This window comes from Nitrosomonas sp. H1_AOB3 (assembly GCF_015709435.1).
Lineage (GTDB): Bacteria > Pseudomonadota > Gammaproteobacteria > Burkholderiales > Nitrosomonadaceae > Nitrosomonas > Nitrosomonas europaea.
This window is the reverse complement of sequence record NZ_CP054389.1, coordinates 1-24,935: the sequence shown is the minus strand read 5'-3', so window position 1 is coordinate 24,935 and position 24,935 is coordinate 1. Positions and strand designations below refer to the sequence as shown.

Annotated in this window: 25 protein-coding genes, 2 tRNA genes, 2 pseudogenes and 1 other annotated feature; of the genes and pseudogenes, 11 read left to right on the top strand and 18 right to left on the bottom strand. The window is 51.3% G+C overall.

Going from position 1 to position 24,935, the window contains the following annotated elements:
• Window positions 1-94: 94 nt before the first annotated feature.
• Window positions 95-1,462, top strand: coding sequence for a metalloprotease PmbA (gene pmbA / locus HRU73_RS00140; RefSeq protein WP_287398970.1), 1,368 nt, complete (start codon window positions 95-97; stop codon window positions 1,460-1,462).
• Window positions 1,463-1,542: 80 nt separating this feature from the next.
• On the top strand, window positions 1,543-2,463 hold the full coding sequence (locus tag HRU73_RS00135) for a DMT family transporter (protein ID WP_287398969.1): 921 nt from the start codon (window positions 1,543-1,545) through the stop codon (window positions 2,461-2,463).
• An 88-nt stretch (window positions 2,464-2,551) separates the two neighbouring features.
• Here HRU73_RS00135 and HRU73_RS00130 read toward each other — a convergent pair whose 3' ends face one another.
• The 5 genes from HRU73_RS00130 to HRU73_RS00110 all read right to left on the bottom strand — a co-directional run bounded on the left by HRU73_RS00130 (window position 2,552) and on the right by HRU73_RS00110 (window position 8,293).
• A complete protein-coding gene (locus HRU73_RS00130) occupies window positions 2,552-4,957 on the bottom strand; it encodes a Tex family protein (RefSeq protein WP_287398968.1) in 2,406 nt (801 codons plus the stop codon).
• A gap of 333 nt (window positions 4,958-5,290) precedes the next feature.
• Window positions 5,291-5,605, bottom strand: coding sequence for a DMT family transporter (locus HRU73_RS00125; RefSeq protein WP_011112696.1), 315 nt, complete (start codon window positions 5,603-5,605; stop codon window positions 5,291-5,293).
• 85 nt (window positions 5,606-5,690) lie between these two features.
• Window positions 5,691-6,434, bottom strand: a complete 744-nt coding sequence (locus HRU73_RS00120) for an NAD(P)/FAD-dependent oxidoreductase (RefSeq protein WP_287398967.1) — start codon at window positions 6,432-6,434, stop codon at window positions 5,691-5,693.
• A gap of 17 nt (window positions 6,435-6,451) precedes the next feature.
• Window positions 6,452-7,689, bottom strand: a protein-coding gene (locus tag HRU73_RS00115; protein WP_502709297.1) for an IS3 family transposase whose coding sequence is annotated in 2 segments (ribosomal slippage) — window positions 6,452-7,398 and window positions 7,398-7,689 — 1,239 coding nt in all. Because the reading frame shifts where the segments join, the coding sequence is not laid out codon by codon here.
• Window positions 7,286-7,402 (bottom strand) — a sequence feature (AL1L pseudoknot). It overlaps the preceding gene by 117 nt.
• The gene (locus tag HRU73_RS00110) at window positions 7,682-8,293 is read right to left on the bottom strand and encodes a flavin-containing monooxygenase (protein ID WP_287398965.1); all 612 of its coding nucleotides are present in this window, start codon (window positions 8,291-8,293) and stop codon (window positions 7,682-7,684) included. The genes HRU73_RS00115 and HRU73_RS00110 overlap by 8 nt, the downstream gene beginning before the upstream one ends.
• Before the next feature lie 513 nt (window positions 8,294-8,806).
• On the opposite strand from HRU73_RS00110, the gene HRU73_RS00105 reads away from it, so the two are divergent.
• The 5 genes from HRU73_RS00105 to HRU73_RS00085 all read left to right on the top strand — a co-directional run bounded on the left by HRU73_RS00105 (window position 8,807) and on the right by HRU73_RS00085 (window position 11,408).
• Entirely contained in the window at window positions 8,807-9,004 is a 198-nt protein-coding gene (locus HRU73_RS00105; protein ID WP_287398964.1) for a nitrilase-related carbon-nitrogen hydrolase, read from the top strand.
• Window positions 8,961-9,371: a carbon-nitrogen hydrolase family protein gene (locus HRU73_RS00100; RefSeq protein WP_324544691.1), complete on the top strand. Its 411-nt coding sequence runs from the start codon at window positions 8,961-8,963 to the stop codon at window positions 9,369-9,371. Before HRU73_RS00105 ends, HRU73_RS00100 begins: the two co-directional genes overlap by 44 nt.
• A gap of 55 nt (window positions 9,372-9,426) precedes the next feature.
• Window positions 9,427-9,621 (top strand): hypothetical protein, encoded by a 195-nt coding sequence (locus tag HRU73_RS00095; protein WP_287398963.1) that lies wholly within the window; start codon window positions 9,427-9,429, stop codon window positions 9,619-9,621.
• Between the two features lie 187 nt (window positions 9,622-9,808).
• The gene (locus tag HRU73_RS00090) at window positions 9,809-10,390 is read left to right on the top strand and encodes a GlxA family transcriptional regulator (protein ID WP_287398962.1); all 582 of its coding nucleotides are present in this window, start codon (window positions 9,809-9,811) and stop codon (window positions 10,388-10,390) included.
• 223 nt (window positions 10,391-10,613) lie between these two features.
• Window positions 10,614-11,408 carry an enoyl-ACP reductase FabI gene (locus tag HRU73_RS00085; RefSeq protein ID WP_287398961.1) on the top strand — a complete coding sequence of 265 codons (795 nt, stop codon included), beginning with the start codon at window positions 10,614-10,616 and terminating at the stop codon, window positions 11,406-11,408.
• Between the two features lie 50 nt (window positions 11,409-11,458).
• On the opposite strand, the gene HRU73_RS00080 is transcribed toward HRU73_RS00085, so the two are convergent.
• The 9 genes from HRU73_RS00080 to HRU73_RS00040 form a co-directional block, all read right to left on the bottom strand.
• On the bottom strand, window positions 11,459-13,351 hold the full coding sequence (locus HRU73_RS00080) for a SurA N-terminal domain-containing protein (RefSeq protein WP_287398960.1): 1,893 nt from the start codon (window positions 13,349-13,351) through the stop codon (window positions 11,459-11,461).
• A 92-nt stretch (window positions 13,352-13,443) separates the two neighbouring features.
• Window positions 13,444-13,520 (bottom strand) — tRNA-Asp (locus HRU73_RS00075).
• Window positions 13,521-13,589: 69 nt separating this feature from the next.
• Window positions 13,590-13,665, bottom strand: a tRNA-Val gene (locus HRU73_RS00070).
• Between the two features lie 30 nt (window positions 13,666-13,695).
• A complete protein-coding gene (locus tag HRU73_RS00065; RefSeq protein WP_276679286.1) occupies window positions 13,696-13,968 on the bottom strand; it encodes an HU family DNA-binding protein in 273 nt (90 codons plus the stop codon).
• A 212-nt stretch (window positions 13,969-14,180) separates the two neighbouring features.
• Window positions 14,181-15,170 (bottom strand): NAD(P)H-dependent glycerol-3-phosphate dehydrogenase, encoded by a 990-nt coding sequence (locus HRU73_RS00060; RefSeq protein ID WP_276679285.1) that lies wholly within the window; start codon window positions 15,168-15,170, stop codon window positions 14,181-14,183.
• The gene (locus HRU73_RS00055) at window positions 15,167-15,655 is read right to left on the bottom strand and encodes an SH3 domain-containing protein (RefSeq protein ID WP_011112702.1); all 489 of its coding nucleotides are present in this window, start codon (window positions 15,653-15,655) and stop codon (window positions 15,167-15,169) included. The genes HRU73_RS00060 and HRU73_RS00055 overlap by 4 nt, the downstream gene beginning before the upstream one ends.
• A gap of 3 nt (window positions 15,656-15,658) precedes the next feature.
• Window positions 15,659-16,144 (bottom strand): protein-export chaperone SecB, encoded by a 486-nt coding sequence (gene secB / locus HRU73_RS00050; protein ID WP_276679284.1) that lies wholly within the window; start codon window positions 16,142-16,144, stop codon window positions 15,659-15,661.
• 74 nt (window positions 16,145-16,218) lie between these two features.
• Entirely contained in the window at window positions 16,219-16,476 is a 258-nt protein-coding gene (gene grxC, locus HRU73_RS00045; protein ID WP_011112704.1) for a glutaredoxin 3, read from the bottom strand.
• A gap of 31 nt (window positions 16,477-16,507) precedes the next feature.
• Complete coding sequence (locus tag HRU73_RS00040; protein WP_041356851.1) at window positions 16,508-16,921, bottom strand: rhodanese-like domain-containing protein; 414 nt, start codon at window positions 16,919-16,921, stop codon at window positions 16,508-16,510.
• A 147-nt stretch (window positions 16,922-17,068) separates the two neighbouring features.
• On the opposite strand from HRU73_RS00040, the gene argJ reads away from it, so the two are divergent.
• Genes argJ through HRU73_RS00025 form a run of 3 tightly spaced genes read left to right on the top strand, consistent with a single transcriptional unit; the run spans window position 17,069 to window position 20,135 of the window.
• The gene (argJ, locus tag HRU73_RS00035; RefSeq protein ID WP_276818562.1) at window positions 17,069-18,298 is read left to right on the top strand and encodes a bifunctional glutamate N-acetyltransferase/amino-acid acetyltransferase ArgJ; all 1,230 of its coding nucleotides are present in this window, start codon (window positions 17,069-17,071) and stop codon (window positions 18,296-18,298) included.
• 6 nt (window positions 18,299-18,304) lie between these two features.
• A complete protein-coding gene (locus tag HRU73_RS00030; RefSeq protein WP_287398959.1) occupies window positions 18,305-19,198 on the top strand; it encodes an ATP-binding protein in 894 nt (297 codons plus the stop codon).
• 1 nt (window position 19,199) lies between these two features.
• Window positions 19,200-20,135 (top strand): Nudix family hydrolase, encoded by a 936-nt coding sequence (locus HRU73_RS00025; RefSeq protein ID WP_287398958.1) that lies wholly within the window; start codon window positions 19,200-19,202, stop codon window positions 20,133-20,135.
• 28 nt (window positions 20,136-20,163) lie between these two features.
• Here the strand turns inward: HRU73_RS00025 and HRU73_RS00020 are convergent, their stop codons facing one another.
• From HRU73_RS00020 to HRU73_RS00010, 3 genes are all read right to left on the bottom strand, one after another.
• Window positions 20,164-21,357 carry an NAD(P)/FAD-dependent oxidoreductase gene (locus HRU73_RS00020; RefSeq protein WP_287398957.1) on the bottom strand — a complete coding sequence of 398 codons (1,194 nt, stop codon included), beginning with the start codon at window positions 21,355-21,357 and terminating at the stop codon, window positions 20,164-20,166.
• Between the two features lie 209 nt (window positions 21,358-21,566).
• Window positions 21,567-21,806 carry a hypothetical protein gene (locus tag HRU73_RS00015; protein WP_287398956.1) on the bottom strand — a complete coding sequence of 80 codons (240 nt, stop codon included), beginning with the start codon at window positions 21,804-21,806 and terminating at the stop codon, window positions 21,567-21,569.
• 243 nt (window positions 21,807-22,049) lie between these two features.
• Window positions 22,050-24,089 carry an acyltransferase family protein gene (locus HRU73_RS00010; protein ID WP_287398955.1) on the bottom strand — a complete coding sequence of 680 codons (2,040 nt, stop codon included), beginning with the start codon at window positions 24,087-24,089 and terminating at the stop codon, window positions 22,050-22,052.
• A gap of 419 nt (window positions 24,090-24,508) precedes the next feature.
• On the opposite strand from HRU73_RS00010, the pseudogene HRU73_RS13500 reads away from it, so the two are divergent.
• Window positions 24,509-24,652: pseudogene (locus HRU73_RS13500) on the top strand (nucleotidyltransferase substrate binding protein); the annotation flags it as partial.
• 40 nt (window positions 24,653-24,692) lie between these two features.
• Here HRU73_RS13500 and HRU73_RS13495 read toward each other — a convergent pair.
• Window positions 24,693-24,923: pseudogene (locus HRU73_RS13495) on the bottom strand (transposase); the annotation flags it as partial.
• Window positions 24,924-24,935: the final 12 nt, after the last annotated feature.

The window sequence follows — 24,935 nt, the reverse complement described above, 5'->3', positions numbered from 1 at the left end:
ATTCCGCCTCCAGCCAGATCAGCACCAGGCTCACGCCAATCTGGAAGTGGAATCTGTTTCAATGCACTGATAAACCGTCTCCTCCCCAATTTATATGGACAACTCGAATCATCACCCCGAACAACCGCAATCCTTTTCTTATTCCGTTGAGACTCTGCAACAGATCGCAGACGATGTACTGACGCTCGCCCACAAGGGAGGGGCTGACGCCTGTGAAATGAATGTCTCGGAAGGCTCCGGTCAGAACGTCACCGTGCGCCAGGGAGAAGTCGAAACCATCGAATACACGCGTGACAAAGGATTGTCCATTACCGTCCATATCGGGCATAAGCGGGGCAATGCCAGCAGTTCGGACTTTTCTCCACAGGCGATACGCGAAACCGTCTCTGCCGCACTGTCGATTGCCCGATACACGGCAGATGATATTTACGCCGGGCTGGCTGACCAGGATTTACTGGCGACTTCCTTCCCGGATCTCGATCTTTACCACCCGTGGCCACTACCTGTCGAAGAAGCCATCGAACTGGCACGCCAGTGCGAAGCAGCTGCCCTGGCAACTGACAAACGCATCACCAATTCCGAAGGCGCCAGCGTATCGGCCGGTGCCTCACACTTTGTTTACGCCAATTCGCTCGGATTCTGCGCCGGTTATCCACTGTCACGCCACAGCATCAGTTGCGCCGTCATCGCCGGGGAACAAAGCAACATGCAGCGTGATTACTGGTACAGCGTTGCACGCGCGGCGGGTGATCTCGAAGCCATCGAAGAAATCGGCAAAAAAGCCGGTATGCGTAGCCTGGCACGCCTCGGCGCCAGCAAAATCGCAACCTGCGAAGTGCCGGTACTGTTCGAATCGACCATCGCCTCCAGCCTGATCGGCTATTTCGTCCAGGCAATCAGTGGCGGCAGCCTGTACCGGAAATCTTCCTTCCTGCTGGACAGTATTGGCAGACAGGTATTTCCGGCAACCATTCAGATCAGTGAGTTACCGCATCTGCAAAAAGGTCTGGCAAGTTGTGCGTTTGATGATGAAGGTGTCGCCACTCATCCGCGCAAAGTGGTGGAAAATGGTGTCGTGCAAGGCTATTTTCTGGGCAGTTACACGGCACGCAAGCTCGGTATGCGTTCCACCGGCAATGCTGGCGGCAACCATAACCTGATCGTGGAAAATAATGTTTCGTTATCTTTCGATGCTCTGTTGAAAAAAATGAACAAAGGCTTGCTGGTTACCGAACTGCTGGGTCATGGCGTCAACCTCGTCACCGGAGACTATTCCCAGGGAGCAGCCGGGTTCTGGGTGGAAAACGGTGAAATCACTCACCCTGTAGAAGAAATCACCATCGCCGGCAACCTGAAAAATATGTTGTCCGGCATCGTCGCTGTCGGTAATGATGTCATCGTACGCGGCTCACGCCAGTGCGGTTCATTACTGATCGAACGCATGACCATCGCCGGACATTGATCCGGGCACACCGACGAGAAGCAGACCATTCCTCATTCGATCACCCGCCTGTAACTCCTATCCGGTCAAACAAGGTTTTCATGACAAATACGCGCAACGAAAATCTCGGCTATGTGTACGGGCTGATCGCCGTTACTGCATTTGCCCTCACACTTCCGGCCATGCGGGCGGCACTGGGTGCGCTCGATCCCGTTTTCGTGGCGCTTGGCCGGGGAGCCGGTGCTGCTGTGCTGGCAGCCGTTTTTCTATGGTTCACTCGTCAGCGTTTACCAACACGTGAAGAAGCCAAAGGCTTGATCATCGTTGCAGCAGGAGCCGTGATCGGTTTTCCGCTGCTCGCTGCCTGGGCAATGCTGTATGTGGATGCTTCGCACGGCGGTGTTGTCCTCGGTATTCTTCCGTTGGCTACTGCGGTGGCAGCAGCCCTGTTTTCCAGTGAACGTCCTTCCATGAAATTCTGGTTGTTTGCGCTGATAGGTGCAGGGCTGGTCGTCGGCTATTCGCTCAGTCGAGCGGGTGGAACACTCCACCCGGCTGATCTTGCGCTGTTCGGTTCTATCGTTTGTGCCGGTGTCAGTTATGCGGAAGGGGCAAGGCTGTCCAAATCACTGGGCGGGCCGCAAGTCATTTCGTGGGCGCTGATTTTTTCTTTTCCCGTCCTGATCGTTCCTGCCATTCATTACGCACCGGCATCGCTGAATCTGCCGCTCGAATCCTGGCTGGGATTCATTTATCTCACGGTCATCAGCCAGTACCTCGGCTTCTTTCCCTGGTATCACGGACTTGCTCTCGGCGGTATCGCAAAGGTAGGGCAAACCCAGTTGCTGCAACCGTTTCTGACCATCATTGCCTCCGTATTGCTACTGGGAGAACACGCAGATCTCATGACCTGGCTGGTGGCCACTCTCGTGGTTGCAGTCGTTGCCGTCGGCAAGCATGCTCAGGTGAAACACAATGATCCCGAGTCAGCAACCATGGCAGATACCAGCCCCCACAGCTGACGACTTCCTCCATCGTTTTCTGTGCTTGAATCTTTGCTTCCGATCGGGTTATCAACCATACGATCAATTCAACTGCGCGATTCAGGTTTTATTTTTTCTCTTTCGCTCGTGCCAGTGCAAGGGCCAGCGCACCGGCAGGTTCAGATTTCCCTGTTCTGGACGCAGTCTGTAGTGAACGGGAACCTCGCCGGGATTGTCGGTCATCCGGTCTGGCTTTTCGTGTTTCCGGCTGGCTGATTGTTTCAGGAATATCGTCGATTCGCATAGTCAGGCTGATACGTTGGCGTACCGCATCCACCGTCAGTACCCTGACCTTGACGACTTGCCCCGGTTTGACGATCTGATGGGGGTCTTTGATGAATTTGTTCGCTAGCGCGGAAACATGCACCAGACCATCCTGATGCACGCCAATATCGATAAATGCACCGAAAGCGGCTACATTGGTCACGACACCTTCGAGAATCATCCCGGGTTGTAAATCGGTGATTGATTCAATCCCTTCCTGAAAAACGGCTGTTTTGAATTCCGGACGCGGGTCACGGCCGGGTTTTTCCAGCTCGGCCAGGATATCGCGCACGGTTGGCAAACCAAAGGTTTCATCGGTAAATTCTTCGGCAGAAAGCCCTTTGAGTGTGCCCGGCTGGCCCATCACCTGCCCGATTCCCTTCTTCAGGCGCGCCAGGATACGTTCGACCACCGGATAGGCTTCCGGGTGAACAGCGGAACGATCCAGTGGGTTATCACCATCGTTGATGCGCAGGAAACCTGCAGCCTGTTCGAATGTTTTTTCCCCCACACGCGGCACCTTGAGTAGCGCTTGCCGGTTTGAAAACGGGCCATGGGCATCACGATAGCTGACGATGTTCTGCGCAAGTACACGATTGAGGCCGGAAACCTGAGCCAGCAGCGGAGCGGATGCAGTGTTGACATCCACACCGACCGCATTGACGCAATCTTCCACCGTAGCATCGAGTGATCGCGCCAGAATACGCTGATTCACATCGTGCTGATACTGGCCGACACCGATCGATTTGGGCTCGATCTTGACCAATTCTGCCAACGGGTCCTGCAAGCGTCTGGCAATGGAAACAGCACCGCGCAGGCTTACATCCAGATCAGAAAATTCTGCTGCAGCCAGTGCGGACGCTGAATAGACCGAGGCGCCTGCCTCGCTGACAACGATTTTGGTCAGCTTCGATTCGGGGGACTGTTCCGCAACCAGCCTGACAACTTCGGTAGCCAGTTTGTCGGTTTCCCGGCTTGCTGTCCCGTTACCAATCGAAATCAGTTCAACGCCATGCCGGTGTACCAGTTGCACGAGGGTTGCCAGTGAACCCTGCCAGTCATTCCGTGGCTGATGCGGATAAATCGTCACGGTTTCCAGCAATTTTCCGGTAGCATCGACCACAGCCACTTTGCAGCCGGTACGGTAACCCGGATCGAGCCCGAGCACGGCCTTGGGGCCTGCCGGAGCCGCCAGCAGCAATTCACGCAAGTTCCGGCTGAAAATCCTGATCGCCTCTGTTTCTGCCGCTTCACGCACCTGCAACAACAATTCAGTAGTGAGATGCAGATGTACTTTGACACGCCAGGCCCACTGGCAAACATCCCCAAGCCATTTATCCGCTTTCCGATCACGGTTTTCGATCCCGAAATGTGTTGCAATCATGGCGACGCAGGGATGTGGAATGCTCTCCCGGGCTGTTTCGTCCAGATCCAGATCGATTCTGAGCACGCCCAGCGCACGACCGCGAAACAATGCCAGTGCACGGTGCGATGGAATCAACCGTACCGGTTCGGTATAAGCGTAATAGTCACGGAATTTTTCTTCCTCTGCCTTTTCCTGACCGGCAACAACTATCGAAGTCACCACCCCCTCCTGCCAGAGCTTGCTACGCAGTACAACGAGCAAATCCGCTGTCTCCGCAAAGCGTTCAGCCAGAATATCGCGCGCACCTTCAAGCGCTGTTTTCGTATCGGGAACATTGATCGCTTCCACCCCCTCAGCAGCCGGCACCACCTTGATATATTTTGCAGCTTCCTGCTCAGGATCGAGTGTCCGGTCTGTCAGAAGCGTATCCGCCAGCGGCTCCAGTCCGGCTTCACGTGCGATTTGTGCCCGGGTACGACGCTTCGGCCTGTAAGGCAGATAAATATCTTCCAGAAGTTGCCTGGTAGCAGCCTGATCGATGACATGACGCAGTTCATCGGTGAGCTTGCCTTGCTCCTTGATCGAAGCCAGGATAACTTGCCGTCGTGCTTCCAGCTCACGCAGATAAGCCAGCCGCTCTTCCAGCAATCGCAGTTGTGTGTCGTCCAGGTTACCGGTCGCCTCTTTGCGATATCGCGCAATAAAGGGTACGGTTGCCCCCTCATCCAGCAGCATTACCGCTGCGCTGATCTGCCGCGGTGCGACATCAAGTTCTTCGGCGATGGTGTTGATGATTTTTTTCTGCGTTGGCTCTGAAACAGCAGATGGGGCTGTAGAAGTCATGAAGTTTGTGAAAAAGAGAAAATCGAGAGAAAAACCGGATATCAATGAGAAAAATTCTGAGATTTCTTACACCTTAGTCAATCTGGTGTAGTTGTGCCCAGATCTTCAGATGAATATACCGCCATAAATGAATCGCAATATATCGTGTCTGCCCGCAAATTTCATCATCCGGGCAAAGGCGCATATTCTAATTAATATATTATCCGAAAGGCAGGAAAGTAGCCGGTAATCCGGCATTTCCCTGCACCCGCCGTAAATATAAAAACAGGTATTTCCGCAGCCTGTCGATGGAGGAAGCAACCTGACAGCCATAATCGACAAAGTCTTATCAGATCAGGATGACAGTTTCATCAAGACCAGACCACTGATGATCAGGGCGGCTGCCAGAAGCCGCAAGGGAGTCACTGATTCTCCCAACACAAAGATGCCTACCATAAATGCGCCTATTGCTCCAATCCCGGTCCAGATCGTATAGGCTGTGCCGAGCGGAAGTATTTTCATCGAGAGTGAAAGCAGCACAAAACTGGCAATTACACCCGCAATGGTAATGATGGAATAGACTGGGTTGGTAAAGCCATTCGAGAGTTTCATCGTGAAAGCCCAGCCCACTTCAAGTAAGCCCGCAAAAATCAGCATCATCCAAGCCATCTCATCTCCATTGAAAGATACCAGGTCGTCCCGGATAGTAGATTGTCCCGAAGATGAGGTCGTCCTCAACCAGGAAATTCGCGTTTTATTTGATTTGTCCCTGAATCATCCGCTGTAGCTGTTTCAGGTAAGGATAATAATGAACTTCTATCGAATGACGGGGACGCGCAATAAATTGTTGTGCCCGGTTTCTCCCTTCTGATAGCGCCAATTTACGCCAGTTTAGTGGCAGCTGTATTTTGTTTGTTAATAATTGGCCTATCAACCTGGCCTGTATTTCGGCAAGTGGCCAAATGCAGCCCTGCGGCTGAATCAAGCCGACAAAAAACAAACTGGGATGATCCGGATGAAATATTCGCAGGAAAAGTGGAATATGAGCCGCTTCTTCCCAGTCAAGAAAATCCCGATCAAAAAATGGAAAGCTGATTTTATAGCCGGTAGCAGCAATGAGCACATCATATTGCGCTGTAGCGTTGTCAGCAAAATATACCGTTTGCCCGGAAACTTTCTGGATACCGGGGCGAGGATGCACTTTGCCATGTCGGATCTTATCGAATAACGCTGAGTTAATAGTTGGGTGTGCCCGGGTTGGAGAAAAATCTGGCTCTGGTAATGCGTAATCATGATAACGCCCGATCTGGAGACGAAGGCTGATTCTTTGTAGCCCATCCTGTATGCTTTGAGGCAGCCAGTGGAAAATAGCGGCAAAAGTATCGGTAGGACGACCCATGATAAATTTGGGAATAATGTATTGTGGCGAACGCAAGCTGATATCTACTCGTGCAGCCACGCGGCTGGCTTCTACCGCGCAATTGAACCGTCCCGACAATCGAGGAGGCTATTTGGTTAAAGTAAAATATCCATCAATGTCTTATTATCCTGGGTTTGTCGGTAGTTTTCTTCAGCCTGAGCTGGAGGAATATACCCGATAGATCCAAGCAGGCGTTGATGGTTATACCAGGCAACCCATTCCAAAGTTGCCAGCTCCACAGCAGCCCTGGTTTTCCAGGGAGCTCTCCTGTGTATCAGTTCAGCCTTGTACAGGCCATTGATCGTTTCAGCCAGCGCATTATCGTAACTGTCACCGCGACTGCCGACAGACGGTTCAATACCGGCTTGTGCCAGACGTTCGGTATAACGGATCGACACGTATTGCGATCCTCTGTCGGAATGATGAATCAGGGTATCAGCAGGACGGCGATCATACAAAGCCTGCTCCAGCGCATCAAGCACAAAATCCGTACTCATGGTGCTGCTGACACGCCAGCCAACGATGCGGCGGGCAAATACATCGATAACAAAAGCCACGTACAACCAGCCCTGCCAGGTTGATACATAGGTGAAGTCCGAGACCCACAGCTGATTGGGCCGATTGGCATGAAACATCCGGTTGACGAGATCGCGCGGGCAAGTCGCGTTCTGCCGGACAACAGTGGTGCGAATGATTTTGCCCCGTCGGGCACCTTGTAAACCCAGCTGGCGCATCAGACGTTCAACCGTACAACGCGCCACAGTCACACCTTCACGTTGCAATTGATACCAGATCTTGCGTGCACCATAGACTTGCATATTGGCCTGCCAGACACGCCGGATATCGGCCATCAACAACTCATCTCTGCGAGCCCGCGCACTGCGTAATTGTGGACAGCGCTGGCGGGCAGCATGGCGCCAGTACGCTGAAGGGGCAACCTGCAACACCTTGCAGACTGGCTCGACCCCATAGATACTCCGATATTGGTCAATGTAAGCGTTTACTTCTTCAGAACGCGGTCGAGCTCCGCCTGGGCGAAAAAAGCACTGGCTGTTTTCAATATCTCATTGGCTCGGCGCAGTTCCCTGTTCTCACGCTCCAACGCCTTGAGGCGATCACGTTCACTGCTTGTCAGACCTTCGCGTGCGCCATTGTTAATTTCGCTACGTTTAACCCATTCCAGCAACGTGGAGGGCACACAGCCAATCTTGGGTGCAATTGATTCAACCGCCGCCCATAGCGATGGATATTCGCCTCGATGTTCCTGTACCAGACGAACAGATCGTTCACGAACTTCAGGGGAAAACTTGTTTTGCTTGTTTTGTTTATTCATGGCTCCATTCTCTCAAAAGTTGGAGCCTCCTCAAAACCCGGGGCGATTCACAATCACATCCTGAGTTACCGGCACCGACTACGAGTATGCGTTTGCCTTCAAGCCCCTGGTTGGTTTTGTACTCATGCGCATGCAGATACTTTCCCGTGAAGCACTCTTTCCAGTCAGGATGGCGTGGTACGGAGTGATGACCATTAGCAACAAGCAAATAGTCAAACTCTGCCTGAGTGCCATCATCCAGATGCAAACACCAGCGTTCTTTTTCAATCTTTTCAGCACGGAGCACCGCTGTATTGAATCGAATATAGTGATCCAGATGAAAATACCGTGCGTATGCCTGGAAATACGCGAGTACTTGCTGGTGGCTGGGGTAATCGGGATAATCGTCAGGCATCGGGAAGTCGCTGAACTGTGATAAAGCCTTGCTGGAAATGATATGAGTGGCTTCACTTACGCTGCTGTGACCTGGAGCTGCTGTATATACCCAGTTACCACCGATCTGGTCACTTTTCTCGAAACAGATGATCTCCTTCAGCCCTGCATCGAGCAGATTTTTGATGGCAGTGAGACCAGAGCAGCCACTACCGATGATTGCAATCCTCATTGATTACCTTTTTATGGCTAGTACTTAGGTTTCAGATTCAATTCCCTGCCCTTGGGGTGTTAGGGAACTACACAGCCAGATGGCCGTCCTGAATGGGAAAATGGCGTAATACCTGCTGCCTGCAGCGGGAATAGTCGTTACTGTCAGGTAAAGCTTCTTTAGTTTTACCCGAGCCTCATCATGAGTAAATATACCTCTAACCATTTTTAGTATTCTATGCGGAAGACACACCGTGTGGTTGTGCTGCACCACTCAGAAATTCCCAATCCTCCATGAATTCAGCATGGCACCCCCGTGCCCATTCCAATATCCAATATCAGAAGAGTTCACCCAAGTTGGCTGAAATACGCGGTAATTTGGCAGTAAATGAAGTCATTTCATAATTGCTACACCAACAGCCTTGCAGTGTAATAGCTCCACAACGACGCAACCCAATTGAATCTCTTTCAGAACTTCCAGGTTAACCAATCGTTGTAAATACATTTCACTCAATCCAGAAAAATGGAGGCCCAAATGAAATCTTATGAATATCGTGCTGCCACAGTGCAGACGCTTGCTGAAGTTGGCAATGTCGACGCAAACCTCGAAATATGTGCGCACTATGTAAAGCAAGCCGCACTACAGGATGTTCGTGTAATTGTTTTTCCCGAGTGTATGAACGCGGGTTATCTATACGAAGACAGAGGCCAGACGGCTGGCATCCATCAATAGCGAACTGCTTGAGAAATTCGGTGAGGTTTGCAAGGCCAGCAAATGTGCGATCCTGGTTCCAAATGTCGAAGAAGTGGACAGCAAACTCTATCCCGCCTCATTCCTCATCGGACCGGAAGGCGATGTGCTAATGTCCTATCGGAAGGTTCACCTCTTCAGTGATGAGCGGATGTGGGCAACAGCAGGCTCTGAATATCCGGTTATGGATACGCCATACGGACGTATCGGCATCATGATGGGCTATGATGGCATGTTCCCAGAGGCCGCAAGCTGTTTGGGTATCAATGGTGCCGATGTGATCCTGTGGCCGGCTCGTCTGCAGGACAGGAAGGAGCGTACGCTGATCGCAGTACCGCGCCGTCGATAACCGCTGTGCTGTCATTCTTGCCAACCGCGTCGATGCACCGTTCGGAGGTGGAAGCATGGTCGCGCTGCCGGCACAGTTCCCCGTGTGGGATGTTGACGTAGCCAGGCCGTACTATCCGGATATGCATAAGATCATCCTGGAAGTCATTGAGATCGCCAGTGCACGCCAGAAAAACATGATGGCCAATGTACATATGTTCGCCAAGCGCCAGCCCTGGACTTATAATGCACTGGTAGCAGATAAGCACTGATGAGCATTACTGCCGGGCAGGCTTGGAGAACACTGACCCGTGAGTCTGTCCGGCCTAACGAATACTATCGATCTAAAAGTCTAAAGGATGAGATTGCTTATCGATAATTGCTGTCTGTTGGATGATCACTGAAGGAATCGAACGATGCAGATAGCCTTGCTCGCTCCACCGGGTGTACAGTCGCTTGATGTCGTTGGACCGGCGGAAATCTTTTGAGAAGCCGGACGACGGCTGGGCAATCCATCTGCTTACGAGGTACGAATCATCGGAAGCAGGCGTAAGTGCAGGAATCGATCTCGCCCTTGCCTTGGTCGAAGAAGACTATGGACGGGATCTCGCGCTGATTGTTGCGCGTTACATGGTCGTATTCCTGAAAAGGCCTGGAGGACAGTCACAATTCAGTACACATCTGGTCGCGCAAATGTCGAAGCGCACACCTATCCAGCGCGCACAGGAATATGTGCTGCAGAATCTTTCATCCCATCTTTCGGTGGAGGAAATGGCAAAGCAAGCATGCATGAGCACCCGCAACTTTTCCCGTTTGTTCCGCCATGAAGCTGGTATGACATCTGCTGATTTTGTCGAAACAGCCAGACTCGATGCAGCCAGGCGTCTACTGGAAGATACGTCAATGTCACTACAACTTATTGCTTTCCGCTGTGGCTTTGGCACCACCGACCGGATGCGGAGAACATTCCTGCGAAACCTTGAAGTCAACCCTTTAGACTATCGCAAGCGCTTTCAAAGTGCGCGACATCCTGCGTTATAACCCATTCTTCACAGACACGAGTACCAGGAAATACCGGCAATGCAGTCAGGTATGGTACAACCCTGGGCAAAGCAGGATAAGCAGAGAATGCTACAATACTCAGCCGCTGCAGGACTGTAAACAACAGACAAAATCCCTTTCATACGGATCTGTCGGTAAACGGGGCCAGAAACAGTTCCCGGACTAGCGGTACATGTTTGAAATAAATAAACAGGAGTTTGATATGGGATTTCTTGCCGGCCGGCAAATTCTGATTACGGGCCTGCTCAGTAACCGCTCTATCGCTTACGGTATTGCCAAAGCAATGCAGCGTGAAGGGGCCAAACTGGCATTCACTTACCAATCAGATGATTTACGCGAGCGCATCAGTAAATTAGCTGCAGAATTCAACAGTGACCTGCTGTTCCGCTGTGATGTCAGTCAGGATGAAGAAATCAGCCGTTGCTTCAGCGAGCTGGCAGATCACTGGGGTGGATTGGACGGAATCGTACACTCCATTGCCTTTGCACCGCGCACAGCCTTGGCCGGCGATTATCTGGAAAGTGTCGATCGACAGGCTTTTCATATTGCACACGACATCAGCTCATACAGCTTTGCCGCGCTGGCAAAAGCCGGACTGCCACTGATGCAGGGAAGGCCGGCTGCTCTACTGACACTCAGCTATCTCGGTGCGGTACGTGTGATGCCCAGCTACAATGTGATGGGATTGGCCAAAGCCAGCCTGGAGGCCAATGTTCGTTTTATGGCATCGAGCCTTGGTAAACAGGGGATCAGGGTCAATGCAATTTCAGCTGGACCAATCAAAACGCTCGCCGCATCAGGAATCGGCAATTTTGGCAAACTGCTGGGATATTCTGAAAAAGTTTCGCCTCTGAAACGAAACGTGACCACTGAAGAAGTCGGCAATGTAGCGGCCTTTCTTTGCAGTGATCTGGCCAGTGGTATCACTGGTGAAATCACTTATGTGGATGCGGGATTCAATACCGTTGCATTCAATCTGGATGCAGACGGGCAGTAACTTGAGAAGAACGGGCAGTAATCCCTGAAGGGTTACTGCCACTATCACTGTCAGTCGTTCTCTTCAAGTGGTCTGATTGTTACTTCGTAGCGCTGTCTGAGTCCCGCAATGTAGGCGCTCAACTCCTCCTGACCATATATCTGTTGTAACTGATCGAAAAGAAGGTTGTATTGGGAAGATTCATTCCCGATATCAGGTCTTTTTACCTGATTGATCCGAATCAGATCGTATCCACCTTTGCTGGTGACAACACCAGTATAAGCAGGGAGTTTTTCCACATCCGTCTGAAAGAGGGCATGCAGAATTTCTTCATTGTCGCCTTTCTTCTGGGCAAAAGAAACTTCTGACGATTCTCCCCATTCCAGAGATTCATCGACCTCTCCCGCCTGTAACCCGGCAAGCTTCTGTTTACCCTCATTTTCAGCCTGTTCCGATGCAAGCTGCCGTTTCAGAAATGCAACGATCCTGTCTTTGACTAACCCGATGGATTGAGCACTGGCAGGGCGATGTTCAACCACTCGTGCAGCGACAAAAGTATCAGGTGCGACCTCAATGGATTCAGTATTGAAATGATCACGAACGGCACTTTCTGAAAATATTGCCTGCAACATACGCTCATTGGTAATGACCGATGGCTCTCTGGAATTGCGATCGATCCAGTCACTCTGCTGAACAGACAGGTTAAACATCTGCGCTACCGGCTGCAGCGTATCGTTCTGCTCATAAACGATATTACTGAAATCTTCGGATAATTCACCAAACCTGTCTGCCACTTTCTGATGCTGCAAAAGCTGCCTGATCTGCTCCTTGACATCATCAAGGCCGGCAACATCTGCCCCCTTCACTTCAGTCAGCCGGATAATGTGAAAACCGAATGGTGTTTCTACCGGACCGCGTATCTCACCGCGTTGCATCTGAAATACTTCATCCTCAAAGGGTTTGACCATCAGACCACGCGCAAAAAAGCCAAGATCTCCACCTTCCTTGGCCGAACCCGGATCTTCTGACAACTCTGCTGCCAGCTCCGGTAGTTTTTCAGGATCCTGTCTGACCTGTTCCAGAATCTGCTCTGCACGGGCTTTGATGGATGTTTTCTGCTCTTCGGTGGCATCAGCAGGAACACTCAGCAATATATGGCTGGCTCTCCGCTCCTCCGCCTGACCAAACTCATCCTGATGCTCGTCGTAGTATTTCCTGATTTCTTCATCAGAAATCTGTTCCTGCCGGGCCAGCTCATCCAGTGACAGCACGACATACTCCACTTTAACCCTTTCCGGCAGTGTGAAATCCTGGTAGTGACTGTCATAGTACGACTGAATGGCAGCCTCATCCGGCTCAGCCTGGTCAATGTACTGCTCAGGACTGATCGTCATCCGGTTGATTTCATACGTTGTTGCACTCAGTGACGCCACTTTGCCTGCAACCGTCCTGGGTACGATGACACTTCCGGTGATACCCTCCAGCAACTGTTGGCGCATGAGCTCACCCGCTACTCTTGCTTCAAACATCGCAGGTGACATTCCCTGGCGCTGAAGCAGATCACGATAACGCTGGTACGAAAACTTTTCATCTTCGTGAAAAAACGAGATGTTCTGGATTTCAGCAGTCAGGCGGGAATCCAGCACTGTCAGTCCGACTCGCTCGGCTTCACGGCGCAGCAGCCTCTCCTGGATCAGATTTTCCAGAACGGCCAGACGCATCTGCGGATTGTCCAGCAGGCTGGCATCAAATTTTTCCCCTAACATATTGCGCAGATTTTCCTGCTGATTACGTATCGCTTGCTCGTACTCCTGACGGCTGATTTCCTCACCATCGACGACTGCAGCATAGCCCGCATCACCGGCACTTCGATACGACTCTACTCCCCAGAACATAAAAGGCAGAACAGCAATCAGAAGTACGATCTGAACGACCGTCTTTTTTTTGTTTACGAAATCAAACACGATAGCTATCCGAAAAAAAGAAAATCGGGAAAAACAGGAAGAGAAAAAGATGCCACATCGCCATGACTGGATTACTAAAGGCGGAAACGATATGGCGGAGTGGACGGGACTCGAACCCGCGACCCCCGGCGTGACAGGCCGGTATTCTAACCAACTGAACTACCACTCCCAGTATTGCGCTCTCTAATTAGAGATCAGCTTCGAGACAATCACTTACCCGATATACAGGCAGGCTTGCTGGTGGGTGCTGAGGGGATCGAACCCCCGACATTCGCCTTGTAAGGGCGACGCTCTACCAGCTGAGCTAAGCACCCGTCTCGCTGATCCCTGTCATCGAAGGAGCGCTAGTTTACAGCATCTTTCAGCGCTTTGCCAGCAGTGAATTTAGGTACCTTGGCTGCCTTGATTTTTATCTCTGCACCGGTACGCGGGTTACGTCCTGTACGTGCTGCCCGTTTTCCAACCTTGAAAGTTCCAAAACCTACCAGGGTGACACTGTCATTCTTGCCAAGAGCATCCTTGATGGCGGACAGCGCACCATCCAGCGCATTGCCTGCCTGAGCTTTGGTAAGATCGGCAGATTGGGCAATCGCATCGATGAGATCGGATTTATTCATAAAATTCCCCTTTGTTTTGCTTTGTTAGGTTGCAGGAAAACTCCACCTTTTGTACAGACAACTTCTGTAGACGCCCTTATATCAAGCCATTTTGCGGCGGTCAAGTGTTTATGCGGAAATCAGCCTGATTTTTGATAAATTCTTGCCCGATCCTGTTCAACCAAGCGTTACATCATGAATATGCTACTCAGGAAGACTTGATCAAGGGTTCCTCAGTCTGTTTCAGCTCCAGGCTCACGATCAAGCATATCCTGAATCGCTATCTCAACCGGAACCTGCTCATACAGAATACTGTAAACCGCCTGAGTCACGGGCATATCGATTTGCAGCCGCTGTCCCAATCCATACGCTTCCCGAACCGTATAGACACCTTCAGTGACATGCCCTATTTCAGGCAGGATCTCTGCCAATTGCCGCCCGGCAGCAAGCATCATCCCAACCCGACGATTTCTTGAAAGATTCCCGGTACAAGTCAAAATCAGGTCACCGATACCCGTCAGCCCGGTAAAGGTTTCCCGGCATCCGCCAAGTGCCATGCCCAATCGGGTAATTTCCGCCAGCCCGCGGGTAATCAGCGCTGCTCTGGCATTATTGCCAAACGCAATTCCATCAGAAATCCCGGCAGCAATCGCAATCACATTTTTGAGTGCTCCACCGACCTCCACCCCGATCACGTCGTTGCCTGAATAAACCCGCAGGCTTGCTGTACGAATCTCACCGGCAACGCTTCTGGCAAAAATTTCGTCGTGAGAAGCAAGTGTCAGCGCGGCAGGAAGGCCTTGTGCCACTTCCCGGGCGAAACTCGGGCCGGATAGCACACCACAAGTGATACTCGCTGGATAAACTTCCTCAACCACCTGACAGGGAAGTTTTGCGGAACCTGTTTCAAATCCCTTGCAGGCCAGAACAAGGGGCAATGATGGGTTCAATGCCACCATCTGCTGCAAAGTGGTGCGTAATCCTGCAACGGGTACGACGACAAAAACCAGTTCGGCTCGTTCCAGTGCCTCACTCAACGCAGAGACAAGATGAATGGAATCCGGCAAAGGTTGCCTGGGCAGATAACGCTGATTGGTGCGTAACGCCGCCAGTTCAGCCAGATGTTCCACATTACGGGTCCATAGCGTCACACGGTGACGCGCAGACAGACAAATTGCCAGCGCAGTTCCCCAGGCGCCCGCACCGAGTACTGCGATATTCATACGCCCCAGATCTGATCGGTTCTGATATAGCCGGTCTGGCCGTCCCGATGTTTCACCTTCACCCATCCACCCGCAACGACACCCAACAATTCCAGTATCACATCCTGCTGGGCCTGAAAAATCAGTGATGAAGTCGGATTGGGAGATTGATAAACACTGCCGACAGGTATTTTGACGATCACAAAACGCTTCGGGCCGAGATTCTTGTCTTCCACCCAGGCAAGGTATCCGTGATAATCACGTACTTTCACCCAGCCGACCACCTTCACTACCACTTCCAGAGGCAGATTCACACCTGCCACGTACAGTTTACCGGCATTGAGGGAAGGTGCATCGTACAGAACAACCGCAGATTTCGCGATTGACAGAAACTCATTCCGGGTACTTTCCTGTGCGACTGCCCTACAGGAAAAAATCAGCAGAACGAACAGCGAAAACAGCAGACCGGTCGTAATGCTCTCGCCTCGAAGTGGCTGAAACTTCATGAATCAGTGCCTGGTGATCGTATCTGCAGGCTGATCAGGCTGTTCTCCAGCCGTTTCCTGCTGTTTTTTCTGGTGATAAATTGCCTCGAAATTAACCGGATTGAGAATCACAGGCGGAAATCCGGCACGCGTCACTGTATCCGAGATCGTTTCACGTAAGTAGGGAAACAGAATGTTCGGACATAAAACACTCAGCACAGGCTCGACTTCATCTCCAGGAACATTGCCTATCCGGAAAATACCAGTCTGATGAGCCTCCACCAGAAACATGACCTGATCCTTTTCCTTCAACCGTGCCGTGACAGTAGCAGTTACAACCACCTCATGGATTTCCCCATCCACGGCATTATGACTGGTAGCCAGTTGAAAATTGATCTCGGGAGCCTCGCGTTCCAGAAAGATACGAGGGGCATGAGGAATTTCCAGTGATAAATCCTTGACATAAATTTTTTCAATAATAAAAACGGGTTGCTGCTGTGATTCAGTCATGATGGGTTCCAGTTAAATACACTTGTCAAAAATTTGCCGGCTGCCAATATATCGGGAAGATTGACAGCCAGCGCTTAGCCAGCCAGCAATCCGCTCAGTTCCCCCTGGCGGTCCAGCATTGCCAGATCATCGTACCCCCCGACATGCACCGGGCCGATATAAATCTGCGGAACGGTTCGCCGTCCGGTACGCTGCATCATCTCGGCACGCAGCCCCGGTTGCAGATCCACCCTGATCTTTTCGATCTCCTCAACCCCTCTTGCACGCAGCAACTTCTCCGCCATAGTGCAATAAGGACAGTACCCGGAGACATACATTACAATCTTGGGCATGTCATCCTTCCCTGCATCGTTCTCGCACGGATCATTTCTTCACCAGCGGCAGATTCTCCCGCCGCCAGGTATCGATACCACCGTTCAGATTGAATACCTGTTTGAAGCCGTTCTTGCGTAGAACAGCCCCCGCCCGTCCAACGCGCAATCCGGGAGTAAAGATAATGACGACAGGCTTATCCTTGAACTTTTCCAGCTCCTGCCAGCGATCTTCAATCTTCTCCGCTGGAATATGTTTGGCATTAGGTGGATGGCCACCGGCATATTCACTGTCATCTCTGACATCCAGCACCAGTGCATCCTCGTAATTTATCAGCCGGATGGCTCGTTTCGGATCGATATCACGGACAGAATTACGCGCGACTACCGGCCACAGCAGCATACCGCCGCTCAGCATGGCCGCTATGATAAAAAAAATATTGTCCACCAGAAATGTTGATTCCATATGATGCATCCAGAGCCGGCAAAAACTGCTATTTTAACAAAGTACTTGTGAAACTCCATTCCATTGTGATGAATATATCCTGGCAATCAGGCAGTTTCTTATGGGATAGGTTACGATAATAGCTTTTCATCACACGAATCTTCGTTTATGCCGGTCAACATTCCTCCTTTACTACCCGAACAACTGCTGCCGATCCCCGGCCTGTCACTAGGTACAGCAGAAGCCAGTATCAAACGGCCCGGCCGTAAGGATATACTCGTCATCACGCTGGCAGAAAATACACGGGTTGCAGGTGTGTTCACCCGGAATCGATTCTGTGCCGCGCCTGTCACGGTCGCCCGATCACATCTTACGGGTTCGCTGCCGATCCGTGCACTGGTGATCAATACCGGTAACGCCAATGCCGGCACCGGTCAGTCCGGCATCGATCATGCACACGCCACCTGTGCTTCACTGGCCAGGCTCATCGGCTGCCAGACCCAACAGGTACTGCCTTTTTCTACCGGTGTCATCATGGAGCCGCTGCCGGTAGAAAAAATCATCACCCATCTTCCGCAGGCCCTGGCAAATCTGGCACCAGACAACTGGTTCGCCGCTGCGCAGGCGATCATGACGACCGACATCGTGCCCAAAGGAGTTTCCCGTCAGATCCAGATAAACGGCACAACAGTCACCATTACCGGAATTGCCAAAGGCTCGGGAATGATCCACCCGAACATGGCCACTATGCTCGGATATATCGCCACTGATGCGGCCGTGACACAACCCTTGCTCGACGACCTGGTGCGTTACGCAACTGATCGATCCTTCAACTGCGTCACCGTGGACGGAGACACCTCCACCAACGATGCACTGATCCTGATGGCCACCGGACAGGCTGGCAATACACCGATTACTGTATCAACCAACCCTGCTTTCATCTCACTACAGGCAGCCATCACCGAAGTGGCCGCCCTGCTGGCACAAATGATCGTGCGTGACGGTGAAGGTGCCACCAAATTCATCACCGTTCAGGTGGAAAGTGGCAAAACCCGGGAAGAATGCACTAAAGTTGCTTACGCCATCGCTCACTCTCCACTGATCAAAACAGCCTGCTTTGCGTCCGACCCCAATCTGGGACGGATTCTGGCAGCCATCGGCTATGCCGGTATTGAAGATCTGGATGTTAATCTGGTTCAGCTTTACCTGGGCAATATTCTGGTTGCCGAACACGGAGGCCGTGCCGCCAGCTATCGTGAAGAAGACGGTCAGCGCATCATGCAGGCACCGGAAATCACCATACAGGTGAAACTCAACCGGGGAAACGCGTCCACTACCGTATGGACCTGCGATCTTTCCTACGATTACGTCAAAATCAACGCCGATTACCGCAGCTAACCCGCTATGAACGATCCTGAATCGATTTTCCAACGACTCGACCGACTGCTGGCCCGTATCGAGGATACGCTGCCCGTCCGGCCACAGCACGCCGACCCTGCTGAATATATTGCCTTGCGCTGGCGCAAACACGGAGATACCGGCTATCTGCAAGCGATAAACCATCCGCATACGATTACGCTGAATGAGCTGCTGAACATCGAAGAGCAGAAACAGACACTCGACCGCAATACCCTGCAATTCGTTTCAGGACTTCCAGCCAATAATGTATTGCTGACCGGCGCGCGCGGCACTGGTAAATCCTCTCTGATAAAAGCTTTGCTGAACCGCTATGCTGACCGGGGCTTGCGGATGATCGAAGTGGATAAGCTGGGGCTCACCGATCTGCCCGATATCATTGAGTTCATCGGCCAGCGTCCGGAACGCTTCATTCTGTATTGCGATGACCTGTCATTCGAAGCCGATGAACCAGGTTACAAAGCGCTGAAAGTCGTTCTCGACGGCTCCATCTCTACCGCATCCGACAACGTACTGATCTACGCCACTTCCAACCGCCGTCATCTGATACCGGAATTCATGCATGAAAATCTGGCAACCCGGCACGTGGATGGCGAAATTCATCCTGGAGAAGCTACTGAGGAAAAAATTTCCCTGTCGGAACGTTTTGGCTTGTGGCTGTCTTTCTATCCATTTGATCAGGAACAATATCTGGAAATCGTCCGTCACTGGCTCTCGCAACATGGCATCAGCAGACTGTCCGGCCCGGCCCGGCAGGAAGCACTTCGCTGGGCACTGGCACGCGGTTCCCGCAACGGGCGGGTCGCCCGCCAATTCGCTCGGGACTGGGCAGGTCAGCAAAAACTGGCAAAAACCGAACCGGTCAGAACCGACAAGGAATAGCATGGCCGGTCCGTCGCTGGTTGAAGTTGCTGCTGCCGTTCTCATTCGCCCGGATGACAGTTTTCTGCTTGCCTGCCGGCCAGATGGAAAACCTTACGCCGGTTATTGGGAATTTCCGGGTGGAAAGATCGAAGCAGGCGAATCTCCGCTTCAGGCGCTGACACGTGAACTGGATGAAGAACTCGGCATCACCGTTCGCCAGGCCACTCCCTGGCTGACACGGACATTCAGCTATCCGCATGCCACTGTACGGCTTCGGTTCTACCGGGTGACTGACTGGCACGGCGAGCTCACCCCCCGTGAACGACAACAGTTCGCCTGGCAGACAGCTGAAAACATCACCGTTTCCCCGTTGCTTCCAGCTAATACACCCATTCTGCGCAGCTTGGCATTACCTTCAATTTATGCCGTTACCCGTACAGTTGAAACAGACATAGAAGCGTCACTGTTATCCATCGGGCAAACTCTCGGCAACGGCGTGAAACTGCTGCAAATCCGCCAGAAAGCAATGTCACACGACCAGCTGGAACATTTCAGCAGGACTGCACTGCAACTGGCCCGAAGTTATCAGGCTACCGTACTGATCAATGAAAATATACCGCTTGCGCAGACGCTTCAAGCAGATGGCGTTCATCTGACCGCTGCTCAGTTGCGATCCCTGCACTCCCGCCCTGCTGTCAATTGGTGTGGCGCTTCCTGTCACAACGAACAGGAACTTCAGCGCGCAGAACGACTGGGAGTCGATTTCGTTACTCTGAGTCCCGTGCAACCCACCCTCAGTCACCCCGGCGCAGCTGCATTGGGATGGAAAGAATTTGCCGCGCTCATCCGGGATTACCCGCTGCCAGTTTACGCGCTGGGTGGATTGCTGCCGGCTGATCTGGAAACTGCCCGGGAATATGGTGCCCATGGTATCGCCATGATGCGTAGTATCTGATCTCTGTTTTGCAGCATTACCCGGACTTTCAAACCAGATAGGTATCCACCCCGCTCAGCAGCAAATCGTACTGCGCCTCGACAATCTCTTTGATGACCAGCGCAGGAACCCCCGTCACCACATTGTTTTCAACTGCCAGCCAGCCTACCGCATCTTCCGGACCCAGACTGACCACATATCCCAGATCATGATGCAGATAAGGCTCGAGTACCTTGAGCACACCGGAGTGGCGCAAAATATTGCGGGCAGCTAGTTTTCCCTTGCGCACCGCCGACTGGGCAGCCATCGTATTCGATCCCAATGATGGATAAACCGAACAATCCCCGGCCGCAAATATATTTCCCAATGGCTTGCCGTCCACCATCACCTGACCGAATGCATTGGTCTTGATCAGATTGTCCTGCCTGTTACCGGTGAATACCAGTGAAAGAACAGAAGGCAATTCGAAATGCCGCCCGCTGGTTTTATCCTCCAGCAAAACTATGTCAGCACGCTGCTCCAGAAAGCATACTCCCGGATAAAATTCGATATCCAGTTCCAGCATGCGCATTTCGACATAACGGGCAAATCCTCCCGGATACCGCTGCAGCACTCGTTCATTGTCATCCACCAGTTGCAAGCCATGATTGATCCGGCGGCGACGCAGGTAACCCGCCAGCTCGAACAAAAACTGAATACCAGTCGCCCCGCCACCTACGACAGAAATGCAGGAGGGTGCAGTATTTCCCGCCCTATCCTGTGTTGCCAGAAATCTGTCCAGCAGATCCGCACCGGAAACCGTGAAGAAATTTTCCAGACGAACTATATTTTCCGCATCTGCCGCAGTACGCTCATCTGTCTCATTCCGGGTGAACGATCTTGCACCCGATGCCACCAGCAGATAATCGAACGGAACTTGCTGATCATCCACCTGCAGGTAGCGATCACGCTGCCACTGGCACAACATCGATTCATCTACTGCCAGCGCGCTGCGAATATGACGACACCCGAAACGCTGTTCCAGAAATGCATACGGCACCAGAAAATCAGACAACGGATAGCGAAAGGTTTCATGAAGATGAGTAATCTTGAGATGATCGATCCCCGGATCGATCAGCGTGATCTCCGCATCCGGGCTGTATCGGTGCAACGTAACCAGCGCCGCGATCCCGGCATAACCGCCACCAACAATTACGATTTTCAGCCGCCTGCCTTTCGGTATATACAATGGCAGAAAAGCCATTCATCTCCTCCCTTCCACACGTTGATCAACAGAAACTAGCGTAGCATGGAAACCACTTCACGGTCATACGCATGGCTTCACACCAATTTTGGCCATCCAGCAAATCTGATCAGGCTACACAGCCACGCACATCATTATTGCGCAATTCAGATTTCGGCTAATTCCCTGGAAAAACAGGAAAACGAGGAGGCAGTATAGGTAAATAGAGATTATGAGAATGCCTGAACAAGATTTTGTGAGGATTTCCCTCGGAACATGTCAACCTCTCCTCGAAGCTCTTCAAGCAGACCCAAGGTTCCATGAAGTAAAAAGCAGCCGCCTTTGACTTCAATCGCTGACGCAGACGCCGTTCTCTTTTTCCAGCTGTTCGATACGTTTTTGCTCGGCAGTATTCTTCGGTGCAGGGCCTGGAGTTGATTTTTCAAGCCATCTGCGCCACGTTCAGCCAATTCCCGGCGCCACTCCGGGACAACTGGTTGGAGTATAGTTTTTCACAGCACAACAACTCGCCCAGCTCACTATGCTTGCAGGCATCTCCCTAGGCTCAACAGGGTTTTTGGCATTTCTGATCTACTGACTATCCTAGGTTTGTATGTTATCTAAAAATTAGCGAGCTCGATCGGTTAGGTGATAGCGCGATGACATATGCCCATTCTATTCACGATACTGGCACATTAACTTAAATCAAATTTTTATTCAGGAGAAGTATAGTCAAGCTTATGAAAAATGGCATCCCCAAGTATATCTGCCATTTGCCGACTGAATGTAGCCGTCAAATGATGAGAATCCCTGTAAACCAGCACATTGCCGATTACAGAAAAACAAAGCTCATTGCAAATATAGGAATTCAGATCCAAATACTCCGCGCCTGCGGCCAAAGCTGCTGCTTTGTCAACACTCGCATAAGCTGCATTTAACACTTGTGCAGCAGGCATTGCGCAGCGCATAGCATTGTCCAGGTTTGCGGACAAGCAAATCGCAGGGTCATATGGGAAAGCGGGTACATCCGCCATCACAATAACGCGGCTATGAGAGCGAAGCTTACGGAGCAGGCTGGAGAACATATCTACCCAGCCGGGATACCTGTCCTCACGAATGAAATATCCAACGATCACGATGTCTGGTGGTATTTGTAAAAACCGCTGCATGACTCCATCGCGCCAGTGTTCGCAGGCCAAGTAACGTACTTCACGTAAGAAAATATGACCATCAACTACCGTACAACCGCTTTTTGTGTTCGAATCGAGCATAATCAAACCATTTTCGGCAAGATTCTGCAATGCTGGAAACCAATTGGCCGCATGCGAGTCTCCGAATAACGCCACCACAGGAATATGTGTACTAACTGCTGCGGTCGCGTCACCATAGCGACAGCCGGAAGAATCGGTTGAATCAAATTCTCTATGGCAACCATTCTCGTAGATGACTGGATTGTCACGGGAAACCGATCGCAGGGGAGGGGCAGCATTACTGGGAACATGAATACCACCTTGAGGGTTCGGACTGAGTGCGACAATGGCAGCAGGTCGTCCTGAATGCAATGGAATGGATTCCCATAGCCTGGCGGCTGCCAGGCTGATAATTGCAATTACGAATGAAGCCATTACCGCCGAGGCAAAACTACTACGCGTAGATGCGGTGATCTTCCATTCACTCTTACGCCCCGGCTCCTCAACGTATTTCCAGAGCACCCATGACAGCGGTACCGACAATACTCCCAAGCAAGCAGTCGTCCACAACGAAAGTTCGCTACCGCTGCTCAACTCCACTGCCTGATGCGGAATCATAATCAAAGGCCAATGAACCAGGTACATCGAATAGGATATCTTGCCAATGAACTGGAGCGGTGCAATCCCAAGCAAGTACGCCACACCATGAGAGTGGCTGTTGACTCCAGACAGGATCAGCCCAACCGCGCACAGCACGGGAATTGCCGCGTTATACGAGGGAAATATGGTCTCCTTGTCAAATTTGAATGCTACGAAAATCAATACCAATAAGGATGCCCAGCCGACGATAACCATCACCCTACTTTTTAATAGAGTAAAGTTTCCGGCGTTTCTGAGAAACAAGGCTATGACGGCACCAGCGCCGAGCTCCCAGGCACGCGACGGTAGCAGGAAGAATGCCCAAGGTTGTCGCCAAGACGTAGCCCAGACGCACAAAGCAAGCGAAAGCAGGGTGATAACTAATACGGCAGCCAAAAGCAGCATAGGATGCCTGCCTTTCAGCGGCCAATACAAGGCAAACAGCAGCAGCGGCCAGAACAGATAGAATTGCTCCTCTACGCCAAGCGACCAATAATGCTGGAATACGGATGGTTCTCCTTCAGCCAGATAATCCGTGCCGCGCCATGCGAACAGCACATTTGGCATGTAAAGTGCGGTAGCGAACGCATCCTTGAATATTCTCGGAATCGTAAACGCAGGCATGTATATAAGCGCTGCCAGCACCGAAGCCACCAAGACAACAAATGAGGCCGGCAAAAGCCTGCGTATGCGTCTAGCATAAAAATCCACGAGACTGAAATTCTCCCTATCCAAAGATCCAGCCAGATGGCTTGTTATCAAGAATCCTGATATGACGAAAAATACGTCCACACCAATATAGCCGCCTGACAACTGGGAGAAGCCCGTATGGAAAACGACAACCATCAGAACCGCGATCGCCCGCATTCCCTGTATATCTTTCCTATACCCCTGTGATGCGTAGATTGCATTCTTCGACGACATTCTATCCTTCCCAAAAAAGAAAAGCCTGGACACCATCATTGTTATAAATACGTTGGTTCATTTTATGTCATAGCCGGGAGCATTTTTTCTTCAACGAAGATGACCATTCCATTTCTATACTCTTCATTGATCAAATTTAGACACCAAATTTCTGTTTAACAAGGTGATTATCACAAATACTTGCGCGTCAGCGACTATAGCGAGTGTAATGTCTTACTGCCTGACCCATCCTAAAGAGAGGACACTATGTCATCATAAATTCCGGACATTCTCTGGCAACAGCGCTTGGCCAGTTACCAGTGGGTATTAGCACAACTAACGATGCCATAACCTTGCGCGCGCAGCGCCCACTTTCACAACTCGAATAGCAAGATCTTATCAAAGCCTTTGAATTTACTCAGGAGCTTGGCTGGAATGTAATGAAGGATTACTTCGAATATCAAGGTCATTACGGGCTGACCAGTTCGCGCGATACGATTCGCGAAGCTTTCAAACACGGGCTGATAGTAAATGGCGAAAGCTGGATAGATACCATTAAAAGCCGCAACCGCTCTACCCACACCTATGACGACGCCACTTCACAACAATTAGAATATTGTGCATTTAAGTACGTTCATACCCTGAATTCAGGAAGTAATTTCTGCATTCATATACTGCGAAGAGCGGCAGTATGCTGCCGATGGTTTTCCACAAAGCATCGAATGATCGTGCCATGGCCTCTCTCAAAAGGGCCTTGAATTTTGCAAAGATCTGTTCAATAGAATTGAGATCTGGAGAATACGGTAGTAGGTAAAGGATATGAGCGCTTCTGACTTCAATGAGTTCTTTGACGCCTTTTACCTTATG

Excerpts from the sequence above, each read along its gene's own strand:
- pmbA (WP_287398970.1), top strand. The coding sequence starts at position 95 with ATGGACAACTCGAATCATCACCCCGAACAACCGCAATCCTTTTCTTAT.
- HRU73_RS00135 (WP_287398969.1), top strand. The coding sequence starts at position 1,543 with ATGACAAATACGCGCAACGAAAATCTCGGCTATGTGTACGGGCTGATC.
- HRU73_RS00130 (WP_287398968.1), bottom strand. The coding sequence starts at position 4,957 with ATGACTTCTACAGCCCCATCTGCTGTTTCAGAGCCAACGCAGAAAAAA.
- HRU73_RS00125 (WP_011112696.1), bottom strand. The coding sequence starts at position 5,605 with ATGGCTTGGATGATGCTGATTTTTGCGGGCTTACTTGAAGTGGGCTGG.
- HRU73_RS00110 (WP_287398965.1), bottom strand. The coding sequence starts at position 8,293 with ATGAGGATTGCAATCATCGGTAGTGGCTGCTCTGGTCTCACTGCCATC.
- HRU73_RS00105 (WP_287398964.1), top strand. The coding sequence starts at position 8,807 with ATGAAATCTTATGAATATCGTGCTGCCACAGTGCAGACGCTTGCTGAA.
- HRU73_RS00095 (WP_287398963.1), top strand. The coding sequence starts at position 9,427 with ATGGTCGCGCTGCCGGCACAGTTCCCCGTGTGGGATGTTGACGTAGCC.
- HRU73_RS00090 (WP_287398962.1), top strand. The coding sequence starts at position 9,809 with ATGTCGTTGGACCGGCGGAAATCTTTTGAGAAGCCGGACGACGGCTGG.
- HRU73_RS00085 (WP_287398961.1), top strand. The coding sequence starts at position 10,614 with ATGGGATTTCTTGCCGGCCGGCAAATTCTGATTACGGGCCTGCTCAGT.
- HRU73_RS00065 (WP_276679286.1), bottom strand. The coding sequence starts at position 13,968 with ATGAATAAATCCGATCTCATCGATGCGATTGCCCAATCTGCCGATCTT.
- HRU73_RS00060 (WP_276679285.1), bottom strand. The coding sequence starts at position 15,170 with ATGAATATCGCAGTACTCGGTGCGGGCGCCTGGGGAACTGCGCTGGCA.
- HRU73_RS00055 (WP_011112702.1), bottom strand. The coding sequence starts at position 15,655 with ATGAAGTTTCAGCCACTTCGAGGCGAGAGCATTACGACCGGTCTGCTG.
- secB (WP_276679284.1), bottom strand. The coding sequence starts at position 16,144 with ATGACTGAATCACAGCAGCAACCCGTTTTTATTATTGAAAAAATTTAT.
- grxC (WP_011112704.1), bottom strand. The coding sequence starts at position 16,476 with ATGCCCAAGATTGTAATGTATGTCTCCGGGTACTGTCCTTATTGCACT.
- HRU73_RS00040 (WP_041356851.1), bottom strand. The coding sequence starts at position 16,921 with ATGGAATCAACATTTCTGGTGGACAATATTTTTTTTATCATAGCGGCC.
- argJ (WP_276818562.1), top strand. The coding sequence starts at position 17,069 with ATGCCGGTCAACATTCCTCCTTTACTACCCGAACAACTGCTGCCGATC.
- HRU73_RS00030 (WP_287398959.1), top strand. The coding sequence starts at position 18,305 with ATGAACGATCCTGAATCGATTTTCCAACGACTCGACCGACTGCTGGCC.
- HRU73_RS00025 (WP_287398958.1), top strand. The coding sequence starts at position 19,200 with ATGGCCGGTCCGTCGCTGGTTGAAGTTGCTGCTGCCGTTCTCATTCGC.
- HRU73_RS00020 (WP_287398957.1), bottom strand. The coding sequence starts at position 21,357 with ATGGCTTTTCTGCCATTGTATATACCGAAAGGCAGGCGGCTGAAAATC.
- HRU73_RS00010 (WP_287398955.1), bottom strand. The coding sequence starts at position 24,089 with ATGTCGTCGAAGAATGCAATCTACGCATCACAGGGGTATAGGAAAGAT.